16 protein-coding genes are annotated in these 20,188 nt (G+C 56.9%); 2 read left to right on the forward strand and 14 right to left on the reverse strand.

Going from position 1 to position 20,188, the window contains the following annotated elements; genetic code table 11:
* Positions 1-63: 63 nt before the first annotated feature.
* The 8 genes from ACYVHX_RS02240 to ACYVHX_RS02275 all read right to left on the reverse strand — a co-directional run bounded on the left by ACYVHX_RS02240 (position 64) and on the right by ACYVHX_RS02275 (position 6,486).
* Positions 64-576 (reverse strand): Spy/CpxP family protein refolding chaperone, encoded by a 513-nt coding sequence (locus tag ACYVHX_RS02240; RefSeq protein ID WP_460669962.1) that lies wholly within the window; start codon positions 574-576, stop codon positions 64-66.
* Complete coding sequence (locus ACYVHX_RS02245) at positions 569-898, reverse strand: hypothetical protein (protein ID WP_460669963.1); 330 nt, start codon at positions 896-898, stop codon at positions 569-571. The genes ACYVHX_RS02240 and ACYVHX_RS02245 overlap by 8 nt, the downstream gene beginning before the upstream one ends.
* A gap of 4 nt (positions 899-902) precedes the next feature.
* Complete coding sequence (locus ACYVHX_RS02250; protein WP_460669964.1) at positions 903-1,508, reverse strand: RNA polymerase sigma factor; 606 nt, start codon at positions 1,506-1,508, stop codon at positions 903-905.
* Positions 1,509-1,809: 301 nt separating this feature from the next.
* Positions 1,810-3,822, reverse strand: a complete 2,013-nt coding sequence (locus ACYVHX_RS02255) for a beta-L-arabinofuranosidase domain-containing protein (protein WP_460669965.1) — start codon at positions 3,820-3,822, stop codon at positions 1,810-1,812.
* A gap of 194 nt (positions 3,823-4,016) precedes the next feature.
* Positions 4,017-4,796, reverse strand: a complete 780-nt coding sequence (locus ACYVHX_RS02260) for a carboxypeptidase-like regulatory domain-containing protein (RefSeq protein ID WP_460669966.1) — start codon at positions 4,794-4,796, stop codon at positions 4,017-4,019.
* 75 nt (positions 4,797-4,871) lie between these two features.
* Positions 4,872-5,423, reverse strand: a complete 552-nt coding sequence (locus ACYVHX_RS02265; protein WP_460669967.1) for a cupin domain-containing protein — start codon at positions 5,421-5,423, stop codon at positions 4,872-4,874.
* Positions 5,424-5,434: 11 nt separating this feature from the next.
* A complete protein-coding gene (locus tag ACYVHX_RS02270; protein WP_460669968.1) occupies positions 5,435-6,178 on the reverse strand; it encodes a carboxypeptidase-like regulatory domain-containing protein in 744 nt (247 codons plus the stop codon).
* A complete protein-coding gene (locus tag ACYVHX_RS02275) occupies positions 6,178-6,486 on the reverse strand; it encodes a hypothetical protein (RefSeq protein WP_460669969.1) in 309 nt (102 codons plus the stop codon). The genes ACYVHX_RS02270 and ACYVHX_RS02275 overlap by 1 nt, the downstream gene beginning before the upstream one ends.
* Between ACYVHX_RS02275 and ACYVHX_RS02280 the strand changes: the two genes are divergently transcribed.
* Both ACYVHX_RS02280 and ACYVHX_RS02285 read left to right on the forward strand, forming a co-directional pair.
* Positions 6,470-7,669 carry a sensor histidine kinase gene (locus tag ACYVHX_RS02280; protein ID WP_460669970.1) on the forward strand — a complete coding sequence of 400 codons (1,200 nt, stop codon included), beginning with the start codon at positions 6,470-6,472 and terminating at the stop codon, positions 7,667-7,669. The two genes, ACYVHX_RS02275 and ACYVHX_RS02280, sit on opposite strands and share 17 nt — an antisense overlap.
* Positions 7,641-8,417, forward strand: coding sequence for a LytR/AlgR family response regulator transcription factor (locus tag ACYVHX_RS02285; protein WP_460669971.1), 777 nt, complete (start codon positions 7,641-7,643; stop codon positions 8,415-8,417). The genes ACYVHX_RS02280 and ACYVHX_RS02285 overlap by 29 nt, the downstream gene beginning before the upstream one ends.
* Before the next feature lie 13 nt (positions 8,418-8,430).
* Here the strand turns inward: ACYVHX_RS02285 and ACYVHX_RS02290 are convergent, their stop codons facing one another.
* The 6 genes from ACYVHX_RS02290 to ACYVHX_RS02315 form a co-directional block, all read right to left on the reverse strand.
* Complete coding sequence (locus tag ACYVHX_RS02290) at positions 8,431-9,522, reverse strand: glycoside hydrolase family protein (RefSeq protein ID WP_460669972.1); 1,092 nt, start codon at positions 9,520-9,522, stop codon at positions 8,431-8,433.
* Positions 9,523-9,708: 186 nt separating this feature from the next.
* Positions 9,709-11,391: a SusD/RagB family nutrient-binding outer membrane lipoprotein gene (locus tag ACYVHX_RS02295; RefSeq protein ID WP_460669973.1), complete on the reverse strand. Its 1,683-nt coding sequence runs from the start codon at positions 11,389-11,391 to the stop codon at positions 9,709-9,711.
* Between the two features lie 39 nt (positions 11,392-11,430).
* Positions 11,431-14,823: a SusC/RagA family TonB-linked outer membrane protein gene (locus ACYVHX_RS02300; RefSeq protein ID WP_460669974.1), complete on the reverse strand. Its 3,393-nt coding sequence runs from the start codon at positions 14,821-14,823 to the stop codon at positions 11,431-11,433.
* Positions 14,824-15,066: 243 nt separating this feature from the next.
* A complete protein-coding gene (gene rhaM / locus ACYVHX_RS02305) occupies positions 15,067-15,381 on the reverse strand; it encodes an L-rhamnose mutarotase (protein ID WP_460669975.1) in 315 nt (104 codons plus the stop codon).
* An 80-nt stretch (positions 15,382-15,461) separates the two neighbouring features.
* On the reverse strand, positions 15,462-18,293 hold the full coding sequence (locus ACYVHX_RS02310) for a glycosyl hydrolase (protein ID WP_460669976.1): 2,832 nt from the start codon (positions 18,291-18,293) through the stop codon (positions 15,462-15,464).
* 93 nt (positions 18,294-18,386) lie between these two features.
* Complete coding sequence (locus ACYVHX_RS02315) at positions 18,387-20,114, reverse strand: GH39 family glycosyl hydrolase (protein WP_460670412.1); 1,728 nt, start codon at positions 20,112-20,114, stop codon at positions 18,387-18,389.
* Positions 20,115-20,188 lie beyond the last annotated feature (74 nt).

Raw genomic sequence — 20,188 nt, forward strand, 5'->3', positions numbered from 1 at the left:
TTAGTTGTCTTCCTTAGGTGTGAAGTCGCCGGAAACCCTGCGGAGTCCGGCGAAAATAAATCGTTATTTTTCCGAACGGTCCCGCCGAGTCGGGTCGGAGCCGCGTTTTCCCGGCCGGCCGGGGCCGCCAAACGGACCAAAACCGGGTCGCTCGGCCAGCACCTGTTTGAGTTTCTGCCGTTGTTCGGGCGTACACAAAGCGCTCACCTGCTGAAAATGCCGCAGGTTCAGCACGTCCAGCCGGGCGTTTTTTTCTTCGAGTTGCCGGGCCTGCTGCATCAGTTGCGCATCGGTTTGGGCCGAATCGCTCACCTGCTCAAAAAACCGCCTGCGTTCCTGCCGCAGGGAGTCCAGCAAGGGCTTGATCGTCTGAAAATGCCGTTGTCGCATGGCCCGGTATTCGGTCCGCTGTTCCTCCGAAAAGCCCAGGGTTCTGGACAGATAGGACCGCCCGTCCCCGCGTCCTTCCCGGTGACTCCGGGGTCCGAACCACATCCAGCCCATTAGTCCGGCATTCAGCAGCACCAGCGCAACGATGATTCCGACCAGCAACCGGTAGCGTTTTCGATCATTCATCGACAAAAGCGGTTTGGTGGTTCAACTGATAATCCTGCACAAAAGCCTCGTAGGTGCCGGGATCGGTTTCCGGAACGGCGGGCCGGTTTTGCCAAGCCGCCACGGCGACGTTCAGGGCCACCAGCATACCGAGCGTTCCGAGCGCGTAGGCCGGTTTTTGCAACCACCACGGCAACACGGCCGCGGCTTCTGACGGCCCGATCCGGGTGTTCAGCCGGGCCTCCAGTCGCGTATAGAAAAAAGGCCGGGGCTGGGCGGGCGCCAGCTTGCCCAATTGCCGAAACCGGTCTTCCCATTGTTGATCTTCTCTGTCCTGGTTCATGGTGTCACGGGTTCTTTCTATCCCGATAAAACGGGGTCAAGTGTTTGCGTAAATTCTGTTTGGCCCGGTGCAGCAGCGATTCCACCGCCGACACCGTTAGCTGCATCACCTCCGCAATGTCGCGGTGGCTTTGGTCTTCCACATAGTGCAGAACGAAGACTACTTTCTGGTTGTCAGCCAGTTGCTCCACAGCCTTAAAAAGCGTGTTCAGTTCCTCCTGCCGTTCCAGCGAAACACCGGGATGGTGGAAGTCGGGCGGATGATACAGCACTTCGTTGTGGAGTCCGAAGAGACTCGTCAGCCGCGAAAACCGCTTCTGGGCTTTCCGCTTCCGCAGGTGGGCCAGGGCTTTCGAGGTGGTGATGCGGTAGAGCCAGGTGGTCAGCCGGGCTTCTTCCCGAAACTGCCCGACGGTCTGGTAAACCTCCACGAACACCTCCTGCGCAATATCCTCGGCTTCTTCGGGCTGCTGCACGATCGCCAGGGCCGTGTTGTAGACCTTGTCCTGATGCCTTTCGACGAGCATCCGGAACGCCGACTCCCGGCCCGCTTTCAGCGCAGCAATTAATTCGGATTCCTGCAAACGGACGGTATCGTTAAAGGTGAACACATGGGATTAGGTGCGAAAGATGGGAAAAACCTGCGGCTGCGGGCGGTTTTTTTTTGACGGAAACAAAAAAGCACCATTCAGCGGTTGAATGGTGCTCTCACCGCTTGCAAGCGGCAACAAAATTTTACGTTCTGGTTACAAGTACGGGCCCGATTGCCAGGGGTTTTTCATCCAGAAAAAGGTGACTCTTTTCGGATCGGGTCGTCAATACAGCATAGGTGTTGATCGCGGCATTTAGCCCAAAGACGGTCCGTGGATTACGTTTTAGTCACCCACGAATAATCGGAAAAAATGCCGTTTATCACTTCCTCCGCACCACCGGAAACTGCGAAATCCGAAGGTTGGTGCAGCCGTAGGGAATCAGCGTAATTTCTTCTTCCGGACCCGTTTCGAGCTGGTAGGTGATGCTGTACGGAATGGGGCCGGTCATCTCGTTGTAAAGTTCCCAGGACGGAATGCGTTTGGCCTTCGTTTTGATGGTAATCGGGGCACTTTCGGGATTCCACGGGAAGTTGGAAACCGCCCCTTTCTTTTCAACCTTGTAATTCTCCTCCAGCTTGTTATCGGGCACCTGAATCAGGCCGTAATTCCAGGGCGTGGTCGGGCGGATTTCGGTGTACGAAGAACCGTACTCAATCGGATCTTTCTCGTTCTGAACGAGTTTGGTTTCCTCCCCCATTTTCAGGGCGTAAACAAGCGGCCCGCGCTCCACCGACATGGAATTTTCGTACCAAAGGTCTTTTTTAAGGTGCATCGGCAGTTCCAGTTCCACCACATCGCCCGATTTCCACTCCCGCTCAATGGTGACAATCCGGTTGCCGTCCACTTCCTGCCAGCCTTTCCCGTTGATCTTGATGGACGCTTTCCGGCACCATTCCGGCACGCGCAGCTGGAACGGAAATTTGACGGTTTTGGGCGTATTCAAGGTAAATTTGACGGTTTCTTCAAACGGATAATTTGTTTCTTCCCGGAACGACACTTCCGTGCTCCCCGCCACCACGGCCTTTACTTCACTGGGCGCGTAGATCAGGGCCGCAACGCCTTTGTTTGCCGTGGTGTACCACAAATTCTGGGCAAATTTTGGCCAGCCCTGGTGCATGTTCGACGTACAGCAGGGGTACCCGGAAAGCAGCCCGAAACACAGGTCGGTGCCGTGGTGGTTCACGTCGAAGTTGCGGGTGCGCCGGGTCGCCATCACCTGGTTGGCCTGCTGAAAATACTGGCGCGTCATGTAATCGTCCGACACCTGGGTCGGCAGGGCGTTGAACGCAATCTTTTCGATGTGATCGGCAAAACTCACTTTTCCGGTTATTTCAAGCATACTTTCGAGCGAAAACAGCATTTCCACCGCCGAGCAAAGCTCCGATCCCTGCGTCGGGTTGTTGCCGTGCAGGGCTTCGTCGCCCCCGTACAGCCCGTGCGCCATGCCGTTGTATTTCCGGAGGTCGGCGAAGCCTTTCTCAACCGCGTCGAGGTATTTCTGCTCCGGGTGGTGCTGGTAGTAAATCACCGGGGCCTTGATGCCCTGCGCCAGGTTGACGCAGTGAATGCTGCCGGCTTTGGAAAGCATATCGGTGTTTAGAAAACCGTTCGTGTAGTCAAACGTCTGTTTGTGAATCAGATCACCCAGGTCCAGCAGAAATTTATCGCCGGTGATGTTGTAGAGCCAGTAGACCACCATCAGGTTGTCGCCCCCGCGGTAGCGCGCCCAGAACGTCCAGTGGTCGAGCGGTTTTTGCGGCAACTCGTTCAGTTGGTACCTGAAGTAATGGGTCATCAGCTTAATTACCCGCGGGTCGCCCGTTGCGGAGTAATACTGCTTTAGAATTTTGAGCATCACCATCTTCGGCCACCAGTCGCGGCTGTTGTCGCGCTGAATGCCCGGTTCCGGTCCGTAGTCTTTCGACGGGCCAAAATACCCATCGGCCTGCTGGCTGTTGAGGGCCCATTCCACCCAGGGTCTCGCTTTGGCAATCAGCTCCTTGTCCTCCAGAATATACGCCAGCGGCAGCAGTCCGTCGATCCAGTAAGGTCCGCGCTCCCACTGGTCGCCGTCACCGCCCAGCCAGCCGTTGCGGTTGTTCATAACCAACGGATACAACTGATCGAGTTTGCCGGTGGCGCCGTTTTTCTGCCGAACCAGCATTTCGCGCAGCCAGCCCTGCGGTTTGATGGCCCCGAGCGGCAGTTCCTGATACGGATTCTGGTGCAACGGCGCCCGGGAGCCGGCATACTGGGTCGACGGCCTTGGGGGGGTCTGCGCGCTGACCGCGCTCACGAAACTTAGAAGAAGAACCGAAAAGAGAATTTTCATCTGCATTGACTAGTAAGGCTAAGTGACTCTTCTGGTCAGTTTCCGAAAAAACTGGACCTTCTGGTAACCGGCCGCAAAATATCATTATTTCGGTTCAGTAAACGCAAAAACCGGGTACGGACCGCAAACCTTTTGGGGTTTACCATCCGCACCCGGCGCACTTTTTATGAATTGACGAAGTGTAATGCCGTTGGTCAACGTTCTTTGTAGTCGATCACCATGCAGTTGTTGCAGGCCCAGGGACCGGTTTCGCCGTAAAAATCCAGCGTCACAGACCCGTCCGCCAAGTAGGTGCCGTTGCGGTTTTTCACCATCACGACGGCTCCGCTGGGCTGGTGCACCGCCGTGATCCTGTAGCGCCCGATCGGAACGTCCGGCAAACGACCGTAGAATTCGGTGTTCGGTTCTCCGCTCTTCAGTCGCAGCGGTTTTCCCTCCGATCCGTCGATGAGCGGCCCCACCGGCGTGAACGTAAACGCAACGTTCTCGATGTCGTACAGGTCGCTCATGAGGTCTTTGTTCAGCGAGACGTCGCCCCCGTAAAACAAGCCCGACTGATCGGGGTGTTCGCCCGATAGCTGCCATTGAAAATTGCGGACGGCCCCTTCGTCCCCGGCAAAAGCCGCCGGGTTGTCCGGTTTCAGGTACAGCGTATACGACTTGCCGTTGTAGGTCTTCCGAATCTGGGCAATGGCCCGAAAGCTACCGTTCGGCGTTTTGATGCGGTAGTTGCCGCCCGCATCGCTGCTGGTTTCCAGGTGGCTGTTGTACAGCAGCGTATTATCGGCCAGAACGGTGACTCCCGGCAGCGGTTTTCCCTGCGAATCGGTCACCCGGCCCGACAGGTAGCCTGCGGTTTGCCCGTCCGCCTGGGGTTCATCGTCCGAGCTGGAGCAACCGGCACCCAGCAGCAGGACCGCCAGCGCAACACCCAGCGCACGGGTATAGGCGGTTTTTGGAAACAGCGTGTTCATTCGTCTTTGTTGGTTATGGTGTGATGGGACAGGTTCAGACCGTTCCGGCAAAACGCTTCTGGGTCGGCGGTTTTGCTAATTCAGGTATTTGGGGTACATCGATTTATAGCCCAGCAGGCAGGCTACCGGACCCAGCAGCACCACCACCAGTTTCTGCACCGCCGGGCCGGGTTTGGTCAGCCGGAACACGCTGGAAAACCGCCCCAGCAGCAACGAAAGCTGCAATATCGACGGCACTCCGCTGGCGTTGGTTTTACCGTCGTTGGCCAGTCCGGTGGTGGTTTCCAGGAAATATTCGGTTTCCAGCGCCGGACTCACCTGCCAGTTGACCACGGTGGGCTGATCGTTCACATTCCACATCGAATGCACGGTATTTTTCGGAATGTGAAACCGGTCGCCCGCCCGGAAAAACTTCACCTGTCCGTCGATGCGAACGGCTAATTTTCCCGAAACAATCCGGAAATCTTCCACCTGGTGGGGATGAAAATGGGCCACGGGCTCGGCCGTCTGGGGGGCAAAGGTGGCCTCCATTTCCAGCAGTTCGCCGAAGGTGTCGTCGGCCGTTCGGAGAAACCGGATGGTCTGCCCGGTTTTGGTGTTCGTAATGGTTTTGTTCGTGTAAGCCATCTGGTTTGTTGTTACGGTTCGTAGTACTCGATGTTGCCCCGATACGATCCGGCCGATTCGGGTTCAAATTCCAGGCTGATGGTACCGGTTTCGGCACTGGTTTCTTTGGTATCCCGGTTTTTCAGCCGGATCGCCCGGGCGGCCCCTCCGCCCGCCGGTTTGTGCACCGCGCCCACCCGGTATTTGCCCAGCGGAATGTCTTCCAGGTACTGCGTACTGACTTGGGTAGCCTTCCGGACCACGGGCTTTCCGGCGCTGCCGTCGATCAGCTCGAGGGGCGAAAACGTAAACTCCACTTCGTTTTTCGGGATGTTGGTTTCGCCCTGGTACAGGCCAATGTAGCCGCCGAAATACCCCACCAGCGGGGGCGGTTCCTGACCCGACAACACCCAGCGAAAATCGACCACCGGGCTGTCGTCGTCCGAGAAGCTGTCCGGGTTGCTCGGCTTCAACTGGATGGTGTAGGTTTTTCCGGCGTATTTCTTTTCAAAAACCGCATACACCCGGTAGGTTCCTGCGGCCATTTTGATCCGGTATTTTCCCTTCGAATCGGTGTGTCCCGAAGCGCCGGACATGAGCGGTCCGGTATTGTCGATATACACCAGCGCCCCTTCGATGGGCTCGCCCCGGGTGTCGGATACGGTGCCGGTCACGTAGCCCCGCTGCGGTTCCGGGGCGTTGTCGCGGCCGCTCTTGCCGCAGGCCGTCAGCACGACGCTCAGTACCGCCGTGAGAAAAAATGCGTTCAGATTCATTAGCTGTTGTTTGACTGCTTCAAAACTACCACCGGAACCGCTGAAACGACAGCGCGATTATGCGAACCGACAGCCGGATTATTCAACCGGCAAACGATGGCGTTTGAAAGATCGAACGGCCGGTTTTCAGAATTGGTCCGCCGGCGCCCGGAAGTGGTGGCCTGCGGAAAACCGAAGCCAAACCGCCAATACGACGCTTCACCCGGATTTTGGGGCGATTCAAAGAAAAGAGTTGGGCCGGTTTCGGGCGGGGCGGTATTTTTAGTGTGACCACAGGAACCGGTTTGCACGATGACGAAATTTACCATTAACCTATTTGATCAGGAAACGGGTTTGCCCTGCTCCACCCGGCGAATCTGGAAATACATCGTTTTATTCTGGATGGTTCAGGCCGGAATTACCCTCATTGAATTTTCCCTCACCAAGTGGATCAGCCCCTACAAAATGCTGTATGCGGGCTGGGCCCAGTGGGGCCTTCACTGGCTTTTGTGGATGTTCAGCACGCCCCTGCTCCTCTACCTGGCCCGGCGGTTTCCGCTGAACATCCGGGGTCCCAAAGGGCGGTTGGCGGGCCGGTTTTTCGTTCATTTGCTCGCGTTTTCCTTCCTGACCCTGACGGTGCGGACGGTCGAATACGTAGCCATAAAACCGCTGTATCAATGGGAAACCGCCAAGGAACTGCCCTGGGACAACATTCTGAAGTGGTTTGCGGCCGAATACAGCTGGGGCACCACCCTTTATCTGCTGGTGCTGGTATTGTACAATGTGTTTCTGTACGACAATCGCTACCAGCGGCTTGAAAAACAGCACCTGGCGACCGAGCTGACCAATTCGCAGCTCAAGGCCCAACTGACCGACGCCCAGCTTCAGGCGCTGAAGATGCAACTGAATCCGCATTTTCTGTTCAACACCCACCACGCCATTGTGAGCCTGATGCTGCAACACGACAACCGCAAGGCCATCGACATGGTGACGGCCCTGAGCGATCTGCTGCGCGGGGTACTGGCCCACCAGCACGACAATTTTCTGACCCTGCGGGAAGAACTGAAGCTGACGCAGCAATACCTCACCATTCAGCAGATCCGGTTTCAGGACCGGTTGCAGATCGAATACGACATCGCCCCCGGGGCCGAAAACAGCCTGGTGCCACAGTTGATTCTGCAACCGCTGGTCGAAAATGCCGTCACCCACGGCATCGCCGACCTGACCGACGGCGCCCGAATCCGGATTGCGGCCCGCCGGGTGGACGACTGCCTGCTGCTCGAAGTGTTCGACAACGGCCTGGGCAACCAGTCGCGGAAGAAACGCTCGAACGGCAACGGACTCGGACTCAGCAACACGAAATACCGCCTGCAACAGGCGTACGGCGAACAGGCCCGGCTGACGTTTGTGCAACCGCCCGGCAACGGCACCACCGTTGCTCTGACCCTGCCCTGCCTCACGGCTCCAACTCCCCACTACCATGACGCCCTACCGCTCGCTCATTATTGACGATGAACGGCTGGCCCGGCAGGCCATTCGGACCCTGCTGCAACCCGTTCCGGCCTTTGACATCGTCGACGAAGCCACCAACGGCACCGAAGCCGTTCTGAAAGTCCTGCAACACCGCCCCGACCTGATTTTTCTGGACATTCAGATGCCCGAACGCGACGGTTTTGAGGTGATGAAGGAAATCTGGGCGTACCACCAGCCGATGGTGGTGTTTACGACCGCCTACGACCAGTATGCGCTGCGGGCGTTTGAGGTCAACGCCATCGACTACCTGCTGAAACCGTTCAACGAAATCCGGTTTTATCAGGCCCTGAACCGGGCGCAGGAACGCCTGGCCCAGCGGTCGCAGCCCCAGGTCGAAGCGTTGATGGGGCAGCTTCTGCGCGACGAAACCGGCCAAGCCGATGGGGCCTACCTCCGCCGGATTCTGGTGAAGGAAACCGGGAAAATGAGTCTGGTCGATACGGACGCTATTCTGTATTTCGACGCCGACGGCAACTACATCACGCTGCATACCGAGGAGAAAAATCACCTGATCTACGAAAGCCTGACGAACCTGGAAACCCGACTCGACCCCGCCACGTTCGTCCGGATTCACCGTTCGCACATCATCAACCTGGATTACGTCACCGAAATTGAAACGCATTTCAACGGCGAATACCGGGTCCGGCTCCGAACGGGACAGCAGTTGAAATGGAGCCGGAGTTACCGCGATAATCTGAAGGCGTTCTACACCCGCGCCACCTGAAACCCGAAAACCGCTACCGGCCCAGCGAACTCGTTCCCAGGTCTTTGGACGTGGCTACGGCGATCACCCGGCCCTGCTCGCCGACGGCGTTGTAGAAATGATACACCACGCCGTTCCACTTGATGACCCAGGGCTTGTGGGCATAGGTTTTGTCGGAGGGCTCGGAGGGCGCAATCAAGTCCTCGCCCGTCCAGTCGGTCCAGTTCACTAGGTCGTAGGAACAGGCAAACCGCTCGAACGCGCCGGGTTTCCAGAACGCGCCGAAGTAAAACATAACGTACAGATCGCCCATTTTGGTGATCTGTGCATCCCCGCAAATTCCGGTTTTCCGGGTAATGAGCGGTTCCTGTCCGTAGCGTTTCCAGCGCGTCAGATCGTTGGAAACCGCCATCGCGATGCTTTCAAAACCGCGGCCGTCCGCATCCGGTTTTTCGCCTTTGGCGTTGTAATACATCAAAAACGGGTAGCCGGTTTTTTGGGCTTTATCCCGAATGACCAGACTTTTGTAAATGGTCTTGTTGTCGTACCAGCGGGCGTCCCGGTCAATGGCCGACAACACCGGCTGCGCCCGTCGCCGGGCTTCCACGGGCTGGGTCAGGTCGCTGGTGGAGGCCATTCCGACGCCCAGCCGACCGGCTTCGTAGCCTTTTTCGGAGCCGCCCAGGTACGACAGCCAGTAGCGGTTTTGCACCCTCTCAACGTCGTAGGAGCCACCCCATTCGGTATCGACCAGCGCCACATAGCCCGCTTTCTGGGTAGCATCCCAGCCGGTTTCGGTAAACGACAGGAGCTTGCCCAGGGTCGTCCAGTGGAGCAGATCGGCGCTTTTCGCCAGCCAGGTTTCGTAGCCTTTCCCGTCGAAAAGGATGTAAGTCATGTACCAGCGCCCGGCTTTCCGAAAAACCGTCGGACTATCCACCAGCCGCCCCGAATCGGGTTGCGGCACCACGATTCCGTATTTGTACGGTGTTTTAACTTCGTCGAAAACCGCCCGCATTTTCGCGTCCGAAACCGGTGTGATGGACGGCTTCGTTTGCGCCCAAACCGTTACCGCCATCCCAACGAGGAACCAACTGCCCAGCCAAGCCTTTATTTTACTGTACATCAGAAGATTATCACTGTTCATCCGTCAAGTGCCAGCGGCACCTCATGTTTGTGGAAATCACCGCCGTTTCAACATTCCGGCCCGCCGGAATTTTCATCTAGGCGCGTTGCCGCTAGTCGTTGATCAATTAATGAAGATCAAACCAGTAAGGTCTTGGAGACCTTACTGGTTTGAGTTGGCCGAGCATTAGTTCCCCTGCCCGAAAGCCGGGCTGTTTTTATCAAACCAGAGTCGCTGGGTACTCAGGGTCTGCGGGGTGCGGTCGTTGGGCGTAAATCCTTGCTCCTGCTGCGCTTTCAGCCAGTTTTCGTTGTTGGTGCCCAGGGGCGGTTCGTCCACCCAGAACCGGCGCGGAATCAGCTCGTTGAACGGATCGCGGGGGTAATACGTCGAGTTGTTTTTGGGGTAACCGGTGCGCCGGACAAACGTGAAGGCTTCCGTTGGTTGCCGCATGAAACTCAGATACTGCTGAATGTAAATCCGTTCGAGGTTGTTGGTACCGTCCAGTTTTACCTTCGGCTGGGCAATGTACGCGGCAATTTCCTGATCGGCGGCACTGGTCAGGCCGGTGGTCGATTGGGCGGCAATGGCAATGGCGTTCATGGTTTTCATCGACGCGCTGATGCCCTTGTTGTACCAGAATTCCGCCGTGCCCTTCGTGTTGACGCCCGTTCCGTAGCCTTTCGTAATCATTTCGGCGATGTAGAAACAGGTTTCCGCGCTCGTCACCATGTAATCGTGGAAGGTGCCGGTCGCGCCGTTCCGGCGGGGTGCAAAAAACGGCCGGTTGATGGCCGACATCAGAACGTACTTGTTGACGCCGGCGTTGAACGGATTTTTATAGTACTGCGCCACGGCCTGGTTGGTGGTCCAGTCGGCGGGGCCGCCCTGATACCGGATCAGCGGATCACCGGTTTTGATGAACGACGGCAGCGTCAGGTTATACTTTTTGATGGTATCCAGCGCACTGGGGATCAGATCGTTGGGCGTAAAGTAAATTTTCAGCCGCGGGTCGTTGGTCGACTTCAGAAAGGTCATGATCGAATTGGTGGCGAAGCGCGTGCTGCGGTAGTCGATGCTGCCGCCAATGGGGTCGCTATCCGGGTCAAGGTAGGCAAACTGGTCGGCGTCCTCGACAATCGGCCCCGTCGCATCCTCCATCACTTCCTTAAAAATCTGCTGGGTCCGGGTTTTATCCTGCCCCTCGTAGCGCACCGCAATCCGGAGCTTCAGCGTGTTGGCGAGTTTGGCCCATTTCGTCCAGTCGCCGTGGTAGAAAATATCCGAATTGCCGTAGTTTTCCTGATCGGCCAGATTCGACGAGAGCGTTTTGGCGGATTCGGTCAGCTCCGTCAGCCAGGTGTCGAACAGGGTTTTCTGCGAATCGTAGACCGGCCGAAAGTTTTGCTCCACCCGCCCCTGAATGGCCTCCGTGTACGGAATGGACCCGTTCAGGTCGGTCACCTGCAAGCCCTGGTAAACTGCCACCACGTAGGTAGCCGCCCGCATTTTCTGAAACCGGTCTTTGTCGGTTTTCGCGTCGATCTGCTTGCGAATTTCCACCAGATTGGGGAGAATATTGGCGAAAAAAGCCGAATACCGGGCGTTGATGTTGGTCGACAATTCGTAGGGGTCGGTGGTCAGGTGCTGCGAAAACCGCAGGGTCTGCTCCAGACTTTCCCAGACCCACTCGTTGCCTTTGTACGACGCCAGGTTATCCAGCGAGTAGGTAAACAGGTATTTGGGGTCCGGGACGGTAACAATACTGGGGTCAGTGTTAATGTTCCCAAAATCTTCTTTGCAGGAGGTGGTCACGAACAGGCCGGAACCCAGGATGACCGCAAAACTCCATCGAATAATATTTTTCATGAATGAGATCGTTAAGACGTTCGGTAAAGGATTGGACGACTAGAAATTACCCCGCAGCGTAACGCCCAGCATGCGCGTCATGGGCGGGATAAAACCGATTTCCTTCTGCACGGCGGTGCTGTTGGAATAGTTGGACGCCGGGTTAAAATTCAGCGGAAGCGTGTTGTACAGATACAGTAAATCCCGCCCAACGAGGCTGATCGACAGGCCGTTCAGTTTTACTTTCTGCACAATGTTCTGCGGAATCTGGAAGCTCAGCGAAATCTGCCGCAGCGCGATCCAGGAGTTTTCGGTGATCCAGTAGTCACCCACGGCGGTTGAGAACGAGCCGTAGCGGTAGTTGTACTGCGGCCGGTGCGTGGGTTCCACCAGGCCCTTGTCGTAGGCTTCCTTGAACGTCATGCCGCCCACATTCGCCACCGAGCCATCGGCCTGCGTAACGGTTTGTCCGGCGGCAAAAACGCCCTCGGGAATGATGCCGTCGTCGTAGGTTTTGTTGTCGTATTTGCTGGTCCAGACAATACCGCCGTGTTCGGCATCGCGGCCCTGCAACGAACTGGTAAACACGCCGGTATGCGTGCCGTAGCGCAGCGAGGTGATGATCATGTCCCCACCGATTTTGGCATCGAACAACACGTTCAGCGAGAGCTTTTTAAAGGTAAAGGTGTTGTCCCAGCCGCCCCGGAATTTGGCGTTGATGTCGCCCACGTCTTTCCACTCGTTGCTGCGCGCCGGAAAAGCCGCCCGGGCATCCCCGCGCCAGGTCAGAATGGGCAGGCCGTTGCGGGGATCGTTGGCGTCGGCCCCCTGAAACCGGCTGGCGGCAATCTTCGTCCGGACGACCCCGTAGGTTCCGCCCACCTTCGCGTACGGAATCAGGTCGTTGCTGCCGCCCGATTCGTCGGCCAGCGCGTAGTATTCCCGGTCGCCGTACAGCTCCACAATCTTGTTGCGGTTGTGGGAGAACGACACCAGCGTGTTCCAGCTAAAAGCGCCAATTTTGAGTGGTGTCGCATCGAGGGCAATCTCAATCCCGGTATTCTGGATGTTCCCGGCGTTGATCAGGATGCTGCTCACCCCGGTTTCGATGGCCGACGAAATGGGCAGGGGCTGGTTGCGGGAGTTGTCGCGGTACACCGACACGTCGATGCCAAGCCGGTTGTTGAGCACTTTCAGCTCCAGGCCGATTTCCTTGGCAATTTTCCGCAGCGGTTTAATGTTCTGCTGCAAGGTCGTCGCCGAACTGTAGGTAGACATCGGCTGGTCGCCAAAACCGCCGGTGTTCGTGTAATTCCGGAACGCAAAACCCGGGTTGAGCACAAACGGATCGATGTCGCCCCCCAGCACGGCCAGGTTGCCGCGCAGTTTTCCGTAACTGATCCAGGACGGCAGGGTCGAATGAAACGCCTGCGAGAACACCCACGACAGGCTGACCGACGGATAGCTGTAGGAATTGTTACCGCTGCCGTCTTTGTAGGTCAGCGCCGACGACCAGTCGTTGCGGAACGTGGCCTGCAAAAACAGCTGGTCCTTGTAGCCAAAATCGGCGCTGGCATACAGCGAACGGTAGGCCCGCCGGGTCCGGATACCGCCCCGCGAAATCTGGGACAATATGGAGTTGGCCAGGAAAAAGTTGCCCGGATAGGTCAACCCGCCGTTGGTTTCCGAGTAGTTATACGACAGGTTATAATTCTGCGCTTCCCCGCCGAGGTAGCCGTTAAAATCCAGGTCTTTCGTGATCGGTTTATTAAAAATCGCCATCCACTTCATAAACGTGGCCTGTTTGGTCGAGTGCCCCAACCCGTACTTACCCCCCGTAAAGTTGGCTCCCTGACCCAGCTCCTTGGTTTCGTTCTTGGTGTACAGGTTGTTGAAATTGCCCTCGATCTGAAGTTTCAGCCAGTCGGTTACGGTGCCGGTCAGCGCCACCCGGCCGCGCACCATCTGCTCGGTTTGCAGGTAATCGTTCTCAAAAATGTTGAACCAGTAATCGGCCCCGGGCACTTTGTTGGGCTCGTTCGGGTCGCTGGGGTTGCGCAGCCCGCCGTTGTAGCCGAGGTAGTTTTCCCGCTTCATCCAGTATTTGGTGTCGTAGTTCCGCGGGAAGGTCCAGATGTAGTTGTTCAGCGCCAGGCTGGGTGGGTTGCTGCCGGTGCTGGTGGTGTAATCGGCCGTCACATCCGCCACCAGAAATTTATTTAGATTCTGGGTAACGCGCAGGTTGAACGCATTTTTTTCGAGTTCATTTTTGTAATTGATCCCCCGGCTTTTCACGCGGTTGTACGAAAACCGGAACGTCGAACGCTCACCCCCGCCGTCGATGGCTATGTTCGACAGGTTGCCGAGCCCGGTCTGGAAGGCGTCCAGGTAATTGTTGGGATACGCCTGGTAGGTCGTCATTTTGCCGTCGTAATCCACCACCTGCTGCCCCGCAAACCGGGGTCCCCAGTTCTCGAGTTCCCGGCCAATCTGCCGGTCGATGTACGGTTTCCCTTCGCTGTTGGTCGGAAAAACCTTGGTCGTCCAGCTTTCGTCGGGTTTGTAGTTCGGCTCCCGCGTGTCGGTGAAAAAAGCGCCGACGGTTCCCCCGCCGTATTCATTCTGAAAATCCGGTCCGCGGTAGGCTTGCTGCACATTAACGGTATGCGAAACGCTGACGCCGATGCCCTTGCGCGCAACGCCTTTTTTGGTCGTGATCAGAATCACCCCGTTAATGGCCCGGGTGCCGTACAATGCAGCCGCGGCTGAGCCTTTGAGCACCGACACACTTTCAAAATCCTCCATGTTCAGGTTTTTGAGGCTGTTGCCAAAATCCCGCCCGCTCTCGTCGTAAATGTCGTTGTCCAGAATCACGCCATCGACCACGAAGATCGGCTGGTTGTTCGTCGACAGCGTGGAGTTGCCCCGGATCAGGATTTTGGTATTGCCCATCAAACCGCCCGCGCCCTGGTCGATCTGCACCCCGGGAATCCGGCCCTGCAGGGCGCTGATGGGGCTCAACTCGTTGGTGGTCGCCATCTTGGTGCCGGAAATTTCCGAAACCGAGTAGCCCAACTGCTTCTTTTCCCGCTTTACGCCGAGCGCCGTTACCACCACTTCGTTCAGTTGCTGGTTGTCTTCCTGAAGCGTGACGTCGATGGTGCTGCGGTTGTTAATCGGGATTTCCTGCTTGGCAAAACCGATAAACGAAAAAACCAGCGTACCAGTGGCGGGCGCATTGATGGTATACTCGCCGGTGGCGTTGGTGGTGGTGCCGTTGTTGGTGCCTTTGACGACGATGGAGATTCCGACCAGATCGGATTTTTCGGTGGCGGACTGGACTTTGCCGCTGACCCGGATGGTTTGGGCCAGACTCGGAGACACCGCGCCCAGAATGGCGCACAGGATCGCCAGGCCCACCACGGAATGGTGAAATTGGAAAGGTTTTTTCATACAAGGGTTTACGTAAAAGTGCTTCTAAATAGCGTTAAAACAGGAACGGGTAACTGTATTGTGACATCATGGTAATGTATAAATAGTTTTTTAATTTTTTTAAAATCCCAGGCGCAATATTTTATTTTTAAGTCCTGACCCTCAACCGGTTTTCAAGCACGCCAAAGCCATTGACGAAGCCACAAAAAAAGACCGGCCTTCCGACCGGTCTTTTGCCTGTTTGTACGATAATTGGTCGGTCGCTTACGCCCGGTGAAAGACCCGCTCCAGCGGTTTTACGACCGGCGAATGATCCGGGTTGGTTTCCATTAAGTCGGCCATGTACGCCCACCATTTTTTCATGATCGGCAGGCCCGGCAACTGGTCGGCGGTGTGGTTCTCTTCCCGCTTCTGGACGGCAAACAGGGTCCCGCTGGCCCGGTCGAGAAAGATGGAATAATCGCGGATGCCCGCTTCGGTCAGGGCCTGCGACAGTTCCGGCCAGATTTCGTCGTGACGGCGCTGGTATTCAGCCTCCACGCCGGGTTTCAGTTGCATCGTAAAAGCGAGTTCTTGCATAAAAGAAGGAGAGAAGAATTAAAGGAGAAACGGAGGAAAGGAGAAGGGTAACGGGCAGGAAAACGACAGGCTTTTCTCCCTTACTCCCCTTCCCCCTTTCCTCCTTTCACAGGCATTAACGTCACCGGCCCGATCAGGCCCGATTCGCGCGGTTTCCACTTTTCGGCGGTAAAATTGCCGTCCGCACCCCGGTTTTCACGCAGCCGGGCCGACATGTTGATGTTGTAAAATTTCTTCCAGTTGATGTGCTCCCGGTCCAGTTCCGCAATCCGGTTGGCCATGCTGTTGGAAACAAAAACCGTCAGTTCGTTCGTGGCTTTCAGTTGAGCATTGGGAATATAAAGCTGGTAGGTCGGGCCAATCAACGTACCGATCTCTTTGCCGTTCAGCCGCACGTGGGCACTTTCGGCCACCTTGCCCAGATTCAGCAGCCAGCCGGCGCCGGTTCCTTCCGGTTTTGGAAAGGAAATCGTGTAGGAAGCCATGCCCGAAAAGCTTTTGACGTAATCCCCCTCCAGATCGGTCCACGACCCGAGGTCTTCGGTTTCGTTGCGGGCTGGCAACTGCGGACCGCCCGATACAAAGTTGATCGTCCATTTGCCTTTGATGGCCTGCGCCGGACCCGCCGGTTGCCAGTACGCATACGCCGGCCCGCTGACCACCGTATGCGACGTTTCCAGGATGCAGGATTCGCCGGGTGCCAGTTGCAGGTATACCTCACTGCCGCCCCCGGCCGAGGTCCGGACGTTGGCCATGCCCAGCTGCTCGGTCATTGGATTGTAGAGCGCCACCGATTGGGCCGCCCTGCTCAGCGGAAACCAGCCCTCTACGGCTTTTTCACCCCAGTTGGCAATGAAATAATAGTTTCCGCCGGCGTGGCTCCGGCGCACCAGTTGTAAACCGCTGTCCACCATTCGCTCCCGTTTAACCCCCGCAGCCGCCAGCAGCGCATCGGCATTTTTCGCCACCAGAAACGCACCCTTGCCCACTGCCGCCTTCCGGATGCCCTTACTTTCGGTGAATTTGAGCTGGCTCACCAGCTTTTTAAAAGCCGCCCGCCGGGTTTCCAGATTTCCAAAACCGGGAACATCTTCGGGCAAGTCGTCGACAAACACCACCGTGGCCCCGTTCTGCGCGAGTTTGAACAGTTGCTGGAACGTGCCGCCCGGCATGTAGTTCGCTTCGGGCACCAAAACCGTCTGGTAGGCTACCCCACCGGTTTGCAATTTGCCGTTGGCCGTCGTGACGTTCAGCAGTTGTTTGTCCGAAATAAAGTCAAAACCGTAGCCTTTTTTCCAGAGCGTTTCGGCGTGTTCTTCCACCGGCAACCCTTTAAAACCGTGTTCGATGCCGTCGTAATGTTGCAGCAGCACCTTGCCGGGCCGCGTGAATGAATCGTAAATCGGCAGGTACACCAGCACGTCGTTGTTCGGTTTTCCGGCCTGCAGAAACGACTGACAGCGCGCTACGTACTGGTTCAGTTTTCCAAAATCATTCCAGAACGTATTGTTCGGATTGAAATGCACGGCGGCATAAAACAGCCAGCCCGGCCAGGCGGCATTCTGCGGGGAATAGTTGGTGCCGTGGTAAAACGTGTGGTTCACTCCGCCGAGCAGAAACCGGTCCATGTCTTTCTTGATGTCGCTCAGCTTCGACAGAAAATGCTCGTTATCCCAGGTCGCCGACTCGGAGGACGTGAGCTTCTTGCCGGTTACGTTGGCCGCCGACGACGCAAATTTAATCCGCAGAATTTCCGTGCCCTCGATTTCCGGAATGTCGGTGATGGCGTACAAATCCAGGATGTTGGCGGGCGAACCGTGCGCCTGATTGCGGATGATCTTGCCCTTCGTTTTGGCCCACTCGCTCCAGGTTTTCGTGTAGTTTTCCAGCAACAGCTCCGAAATGGTGGATCGATAATCACTTAAAACCCGCCGGTTTTTTTCGTCCGAATCTTTCCCAAACAAAGCCGCCAGGTGGTCGCGCAGGTCATAACCGTGGCGTTTCCTGAATTCGTCGAACAGGGCCGGCGTCCAGTTGCTTTCGCCCTGCGCGTCGTCCACTTCGTACGAATCGTTGAAAAACGCCCGCAGCGTTTTCAGGTCGTGGCCCTTGAACGCTGCATCAAATTTGCGGAGGTAATTCTGCGTGGCGGTTTTGGAAAAATGGTCGATCACGTCGCCCTCGCCCCCCGGTCCCGCCCGCTCCACCATCTTGCCGTGCCAGCCCTGAAAAACCGCGTACAAGGTCCATTTGCCGTCCGGTGCCGTCCAGTTCAGCGCGCCCTTGCTGTCCACTTTCGCCGTCAGGTCAACGGTTTGTCCTTTGTCGGAATAGGCCATCAGGGTTTGCAGCGGCAACGGTTTTTCGAACCGCACCTGATCGAAGGCATGCCGTTGCAGGTTCGGATTTTTGGCAATCGGCTCCACCAGATTTTTGAGATCGATCTTCTCGCCCACCGTCCGGTTGATGGGTTGCTGGGTGTAGGAAATGGGTTCCGCCACTTTCTCCCCGGTTTTCAGGCTGTAGGTTTTGTAGACGACGTACTTGCAGGCATCCGCCGAGCTAACCCACGGTCCGCCGAACGGCCAGCCCGACGCCTGCGCCAGATCGACGCCCATGCCAAGCCGGCTGGCTTCTTTCAGCGTGTGGTCGAGCATCGTCATCCAGGTCGGTGACAGGAAGCTAATGAACTGGCGTTCTTCCCCTTTGACGCCATAGATCGGCGTGATTTCGACGCCCCCCAGCCCGGCTTTTTTGTACTGATCCAGCAGGCTCGTCAGGTCTTTCTGGTTGACGGCGCTGCCCATCCACCACCAGCGGGTCCACGGTTTGGTCTGCTGCGTGATGGCCGGCCAGCGGGGTTGGGCAAGCAGTGAATGACTGAGAATGAGAAGGAATATTATTTTCTTCATACGTTTCTTAGAAAAGGAGGGTGTATTGCGGAGTTGAGCGGAGCCTCTGCTAACCGCTGATTTCCTCTGCTTAACTCCGCAATACAACTTTTACTACCACGTCAGGGTAAACAACGCCACCGCCTGCCGGGGCAAAACCGTCGTTAGCTTCACTTCCCCGTTAGCCGCCACGTCCGTCCGGACCGGGTAGCCATACTGCGCCAGTTGCCCGGTTTCTTCGAGTTCTTTGATCTGAGCGGCCGTGGGCTGTTGCGGTGAACCCATTTTCTGCCAGAGCGCGTACGAATTGCTGTGTTCCTCGTCGATCCGGTATTGGGTCACCAGCACCTGCTTCGTCGGCAAACCTTTGATTGCCAGATCGACGGGCGAAACCGGGGCGGAAACGTTGTCGTCGTGGTAATTCCAGACCATCACGGTGGCGGTGTTGGAAGTCGTGTCCCGGGCCGCCAGCGCGTTCACGTCCGGGGCCGCCCGGCGCACGCTCGAATCGCGAACGGCGGTGGTTGGGTAGGCCATATTGCCCGTTACCTCAACCCGGTTTCCGCGCATCATGCCGTACATCCGAAACACGTTCAAAACCGGCTTATCGACCCCGTTGGTCGCCAGGTCGCGAAAACCGTAAAACCAGGGCTGATCTTCGAACTCGAACGACCACGAAACCGCCCCTTTCAAGTTGACCCGGTGGTGGTCGGCCAGCTCGTACTTGCGGGCAAAAGCGGCCGCCGTATAGCTAGAATACAACGTCCCGTTGCGGTAGGCATTCTCGGGATTGGTTTTCATGCCACAGGCCGCGCAGCCTTCGGGGTCCGACTCGCCAAGGATGATCGGTAATTTGCTGAACTCGGGGTACGAGGCCACGATCTGAAAACCGCTCGAAATGTCGCGGAGCTGGGTCCCCAGATTCATCCGGACGTGCCCATCGACCAGCCGGGGCGCTCCCTTGGCGTGAAAAGCCACGAAATCGAGCGGGGTGCCGGTTTGGCCGGTGACGTAATTTTTGCCCTTCTGGCAATGATCCAGAAACGCTTTCAGGAAGGTGGCGCCCCGTTTGCCCTGCGGCCCGGTGACGTGCGGACCGCCCACTCTGGCCGTCGGCAGGGCCCGCCGGACGGCATCCACCGAATAGTCGTAGAGCTTGTTGTACTCGTCGACCGTACCGCCCCAGTACGGGCTGTCCGGTTCGTTCCACAGCTCCCAGTACCAGCTTTCCACTTCCTTTTTGCCGTAGCGTTTCACCGAATGCGTGACCCACTGAAAAATCAGTTCGGCCCACTTTTCGTAATCTTTGGGCGGATACCGCCAGCCGGTGTAAATCTTGTCGTAGGGCTGGCCGGGTTGCCAGTCGTGCCGGTAGGGTTGCGGTTTGGACGACAGCGCTTCGGGCATAAAACCGATCTGCGCCAGCGGCTTCATTTTCCGCTCGATGTAGGTATCGAAAATTTTGTCAACAACCGTCCAGTTATACACCGGTTTGCCTTTCGCATCTTCGGTATACACGTTGGTCGAGCCCCACTTGAGGGCCGGTTTTCCGTCGCCGGTCACCAGCAGGCTGTGCGCCCGCACGTACACCGGCACCGGACTCAGCGCGGCTAGTTCGGACAGCAGCTTTTTGCCGTCTTTCATGTAGGTGTAATTCGGTTCGTCGTAGCCAAACCACGCCCAGATCGGGTCCATGCGGCCTTTTGGCTTGTTCAGATCGACCTGAATGGAAACCGGCGGCAGCGGGGCCGGAATGGTGCGCAGGGCTTCTTTGTAATCGACGTACTGTTCCAGATCCCGCAGGGCAATGACCGTATATTGATTGTCGTGCAGGTATTTCATGTACGCTTCGAAAATGGCCGGGGGCGTCGTCACCCAATCGTGCGCGTAGTCGGGCACCCCGTGCAGCGTCAGGA

The sequence above is a fragment of the Larkinella ripae genome (assembly GCF_054780775.1).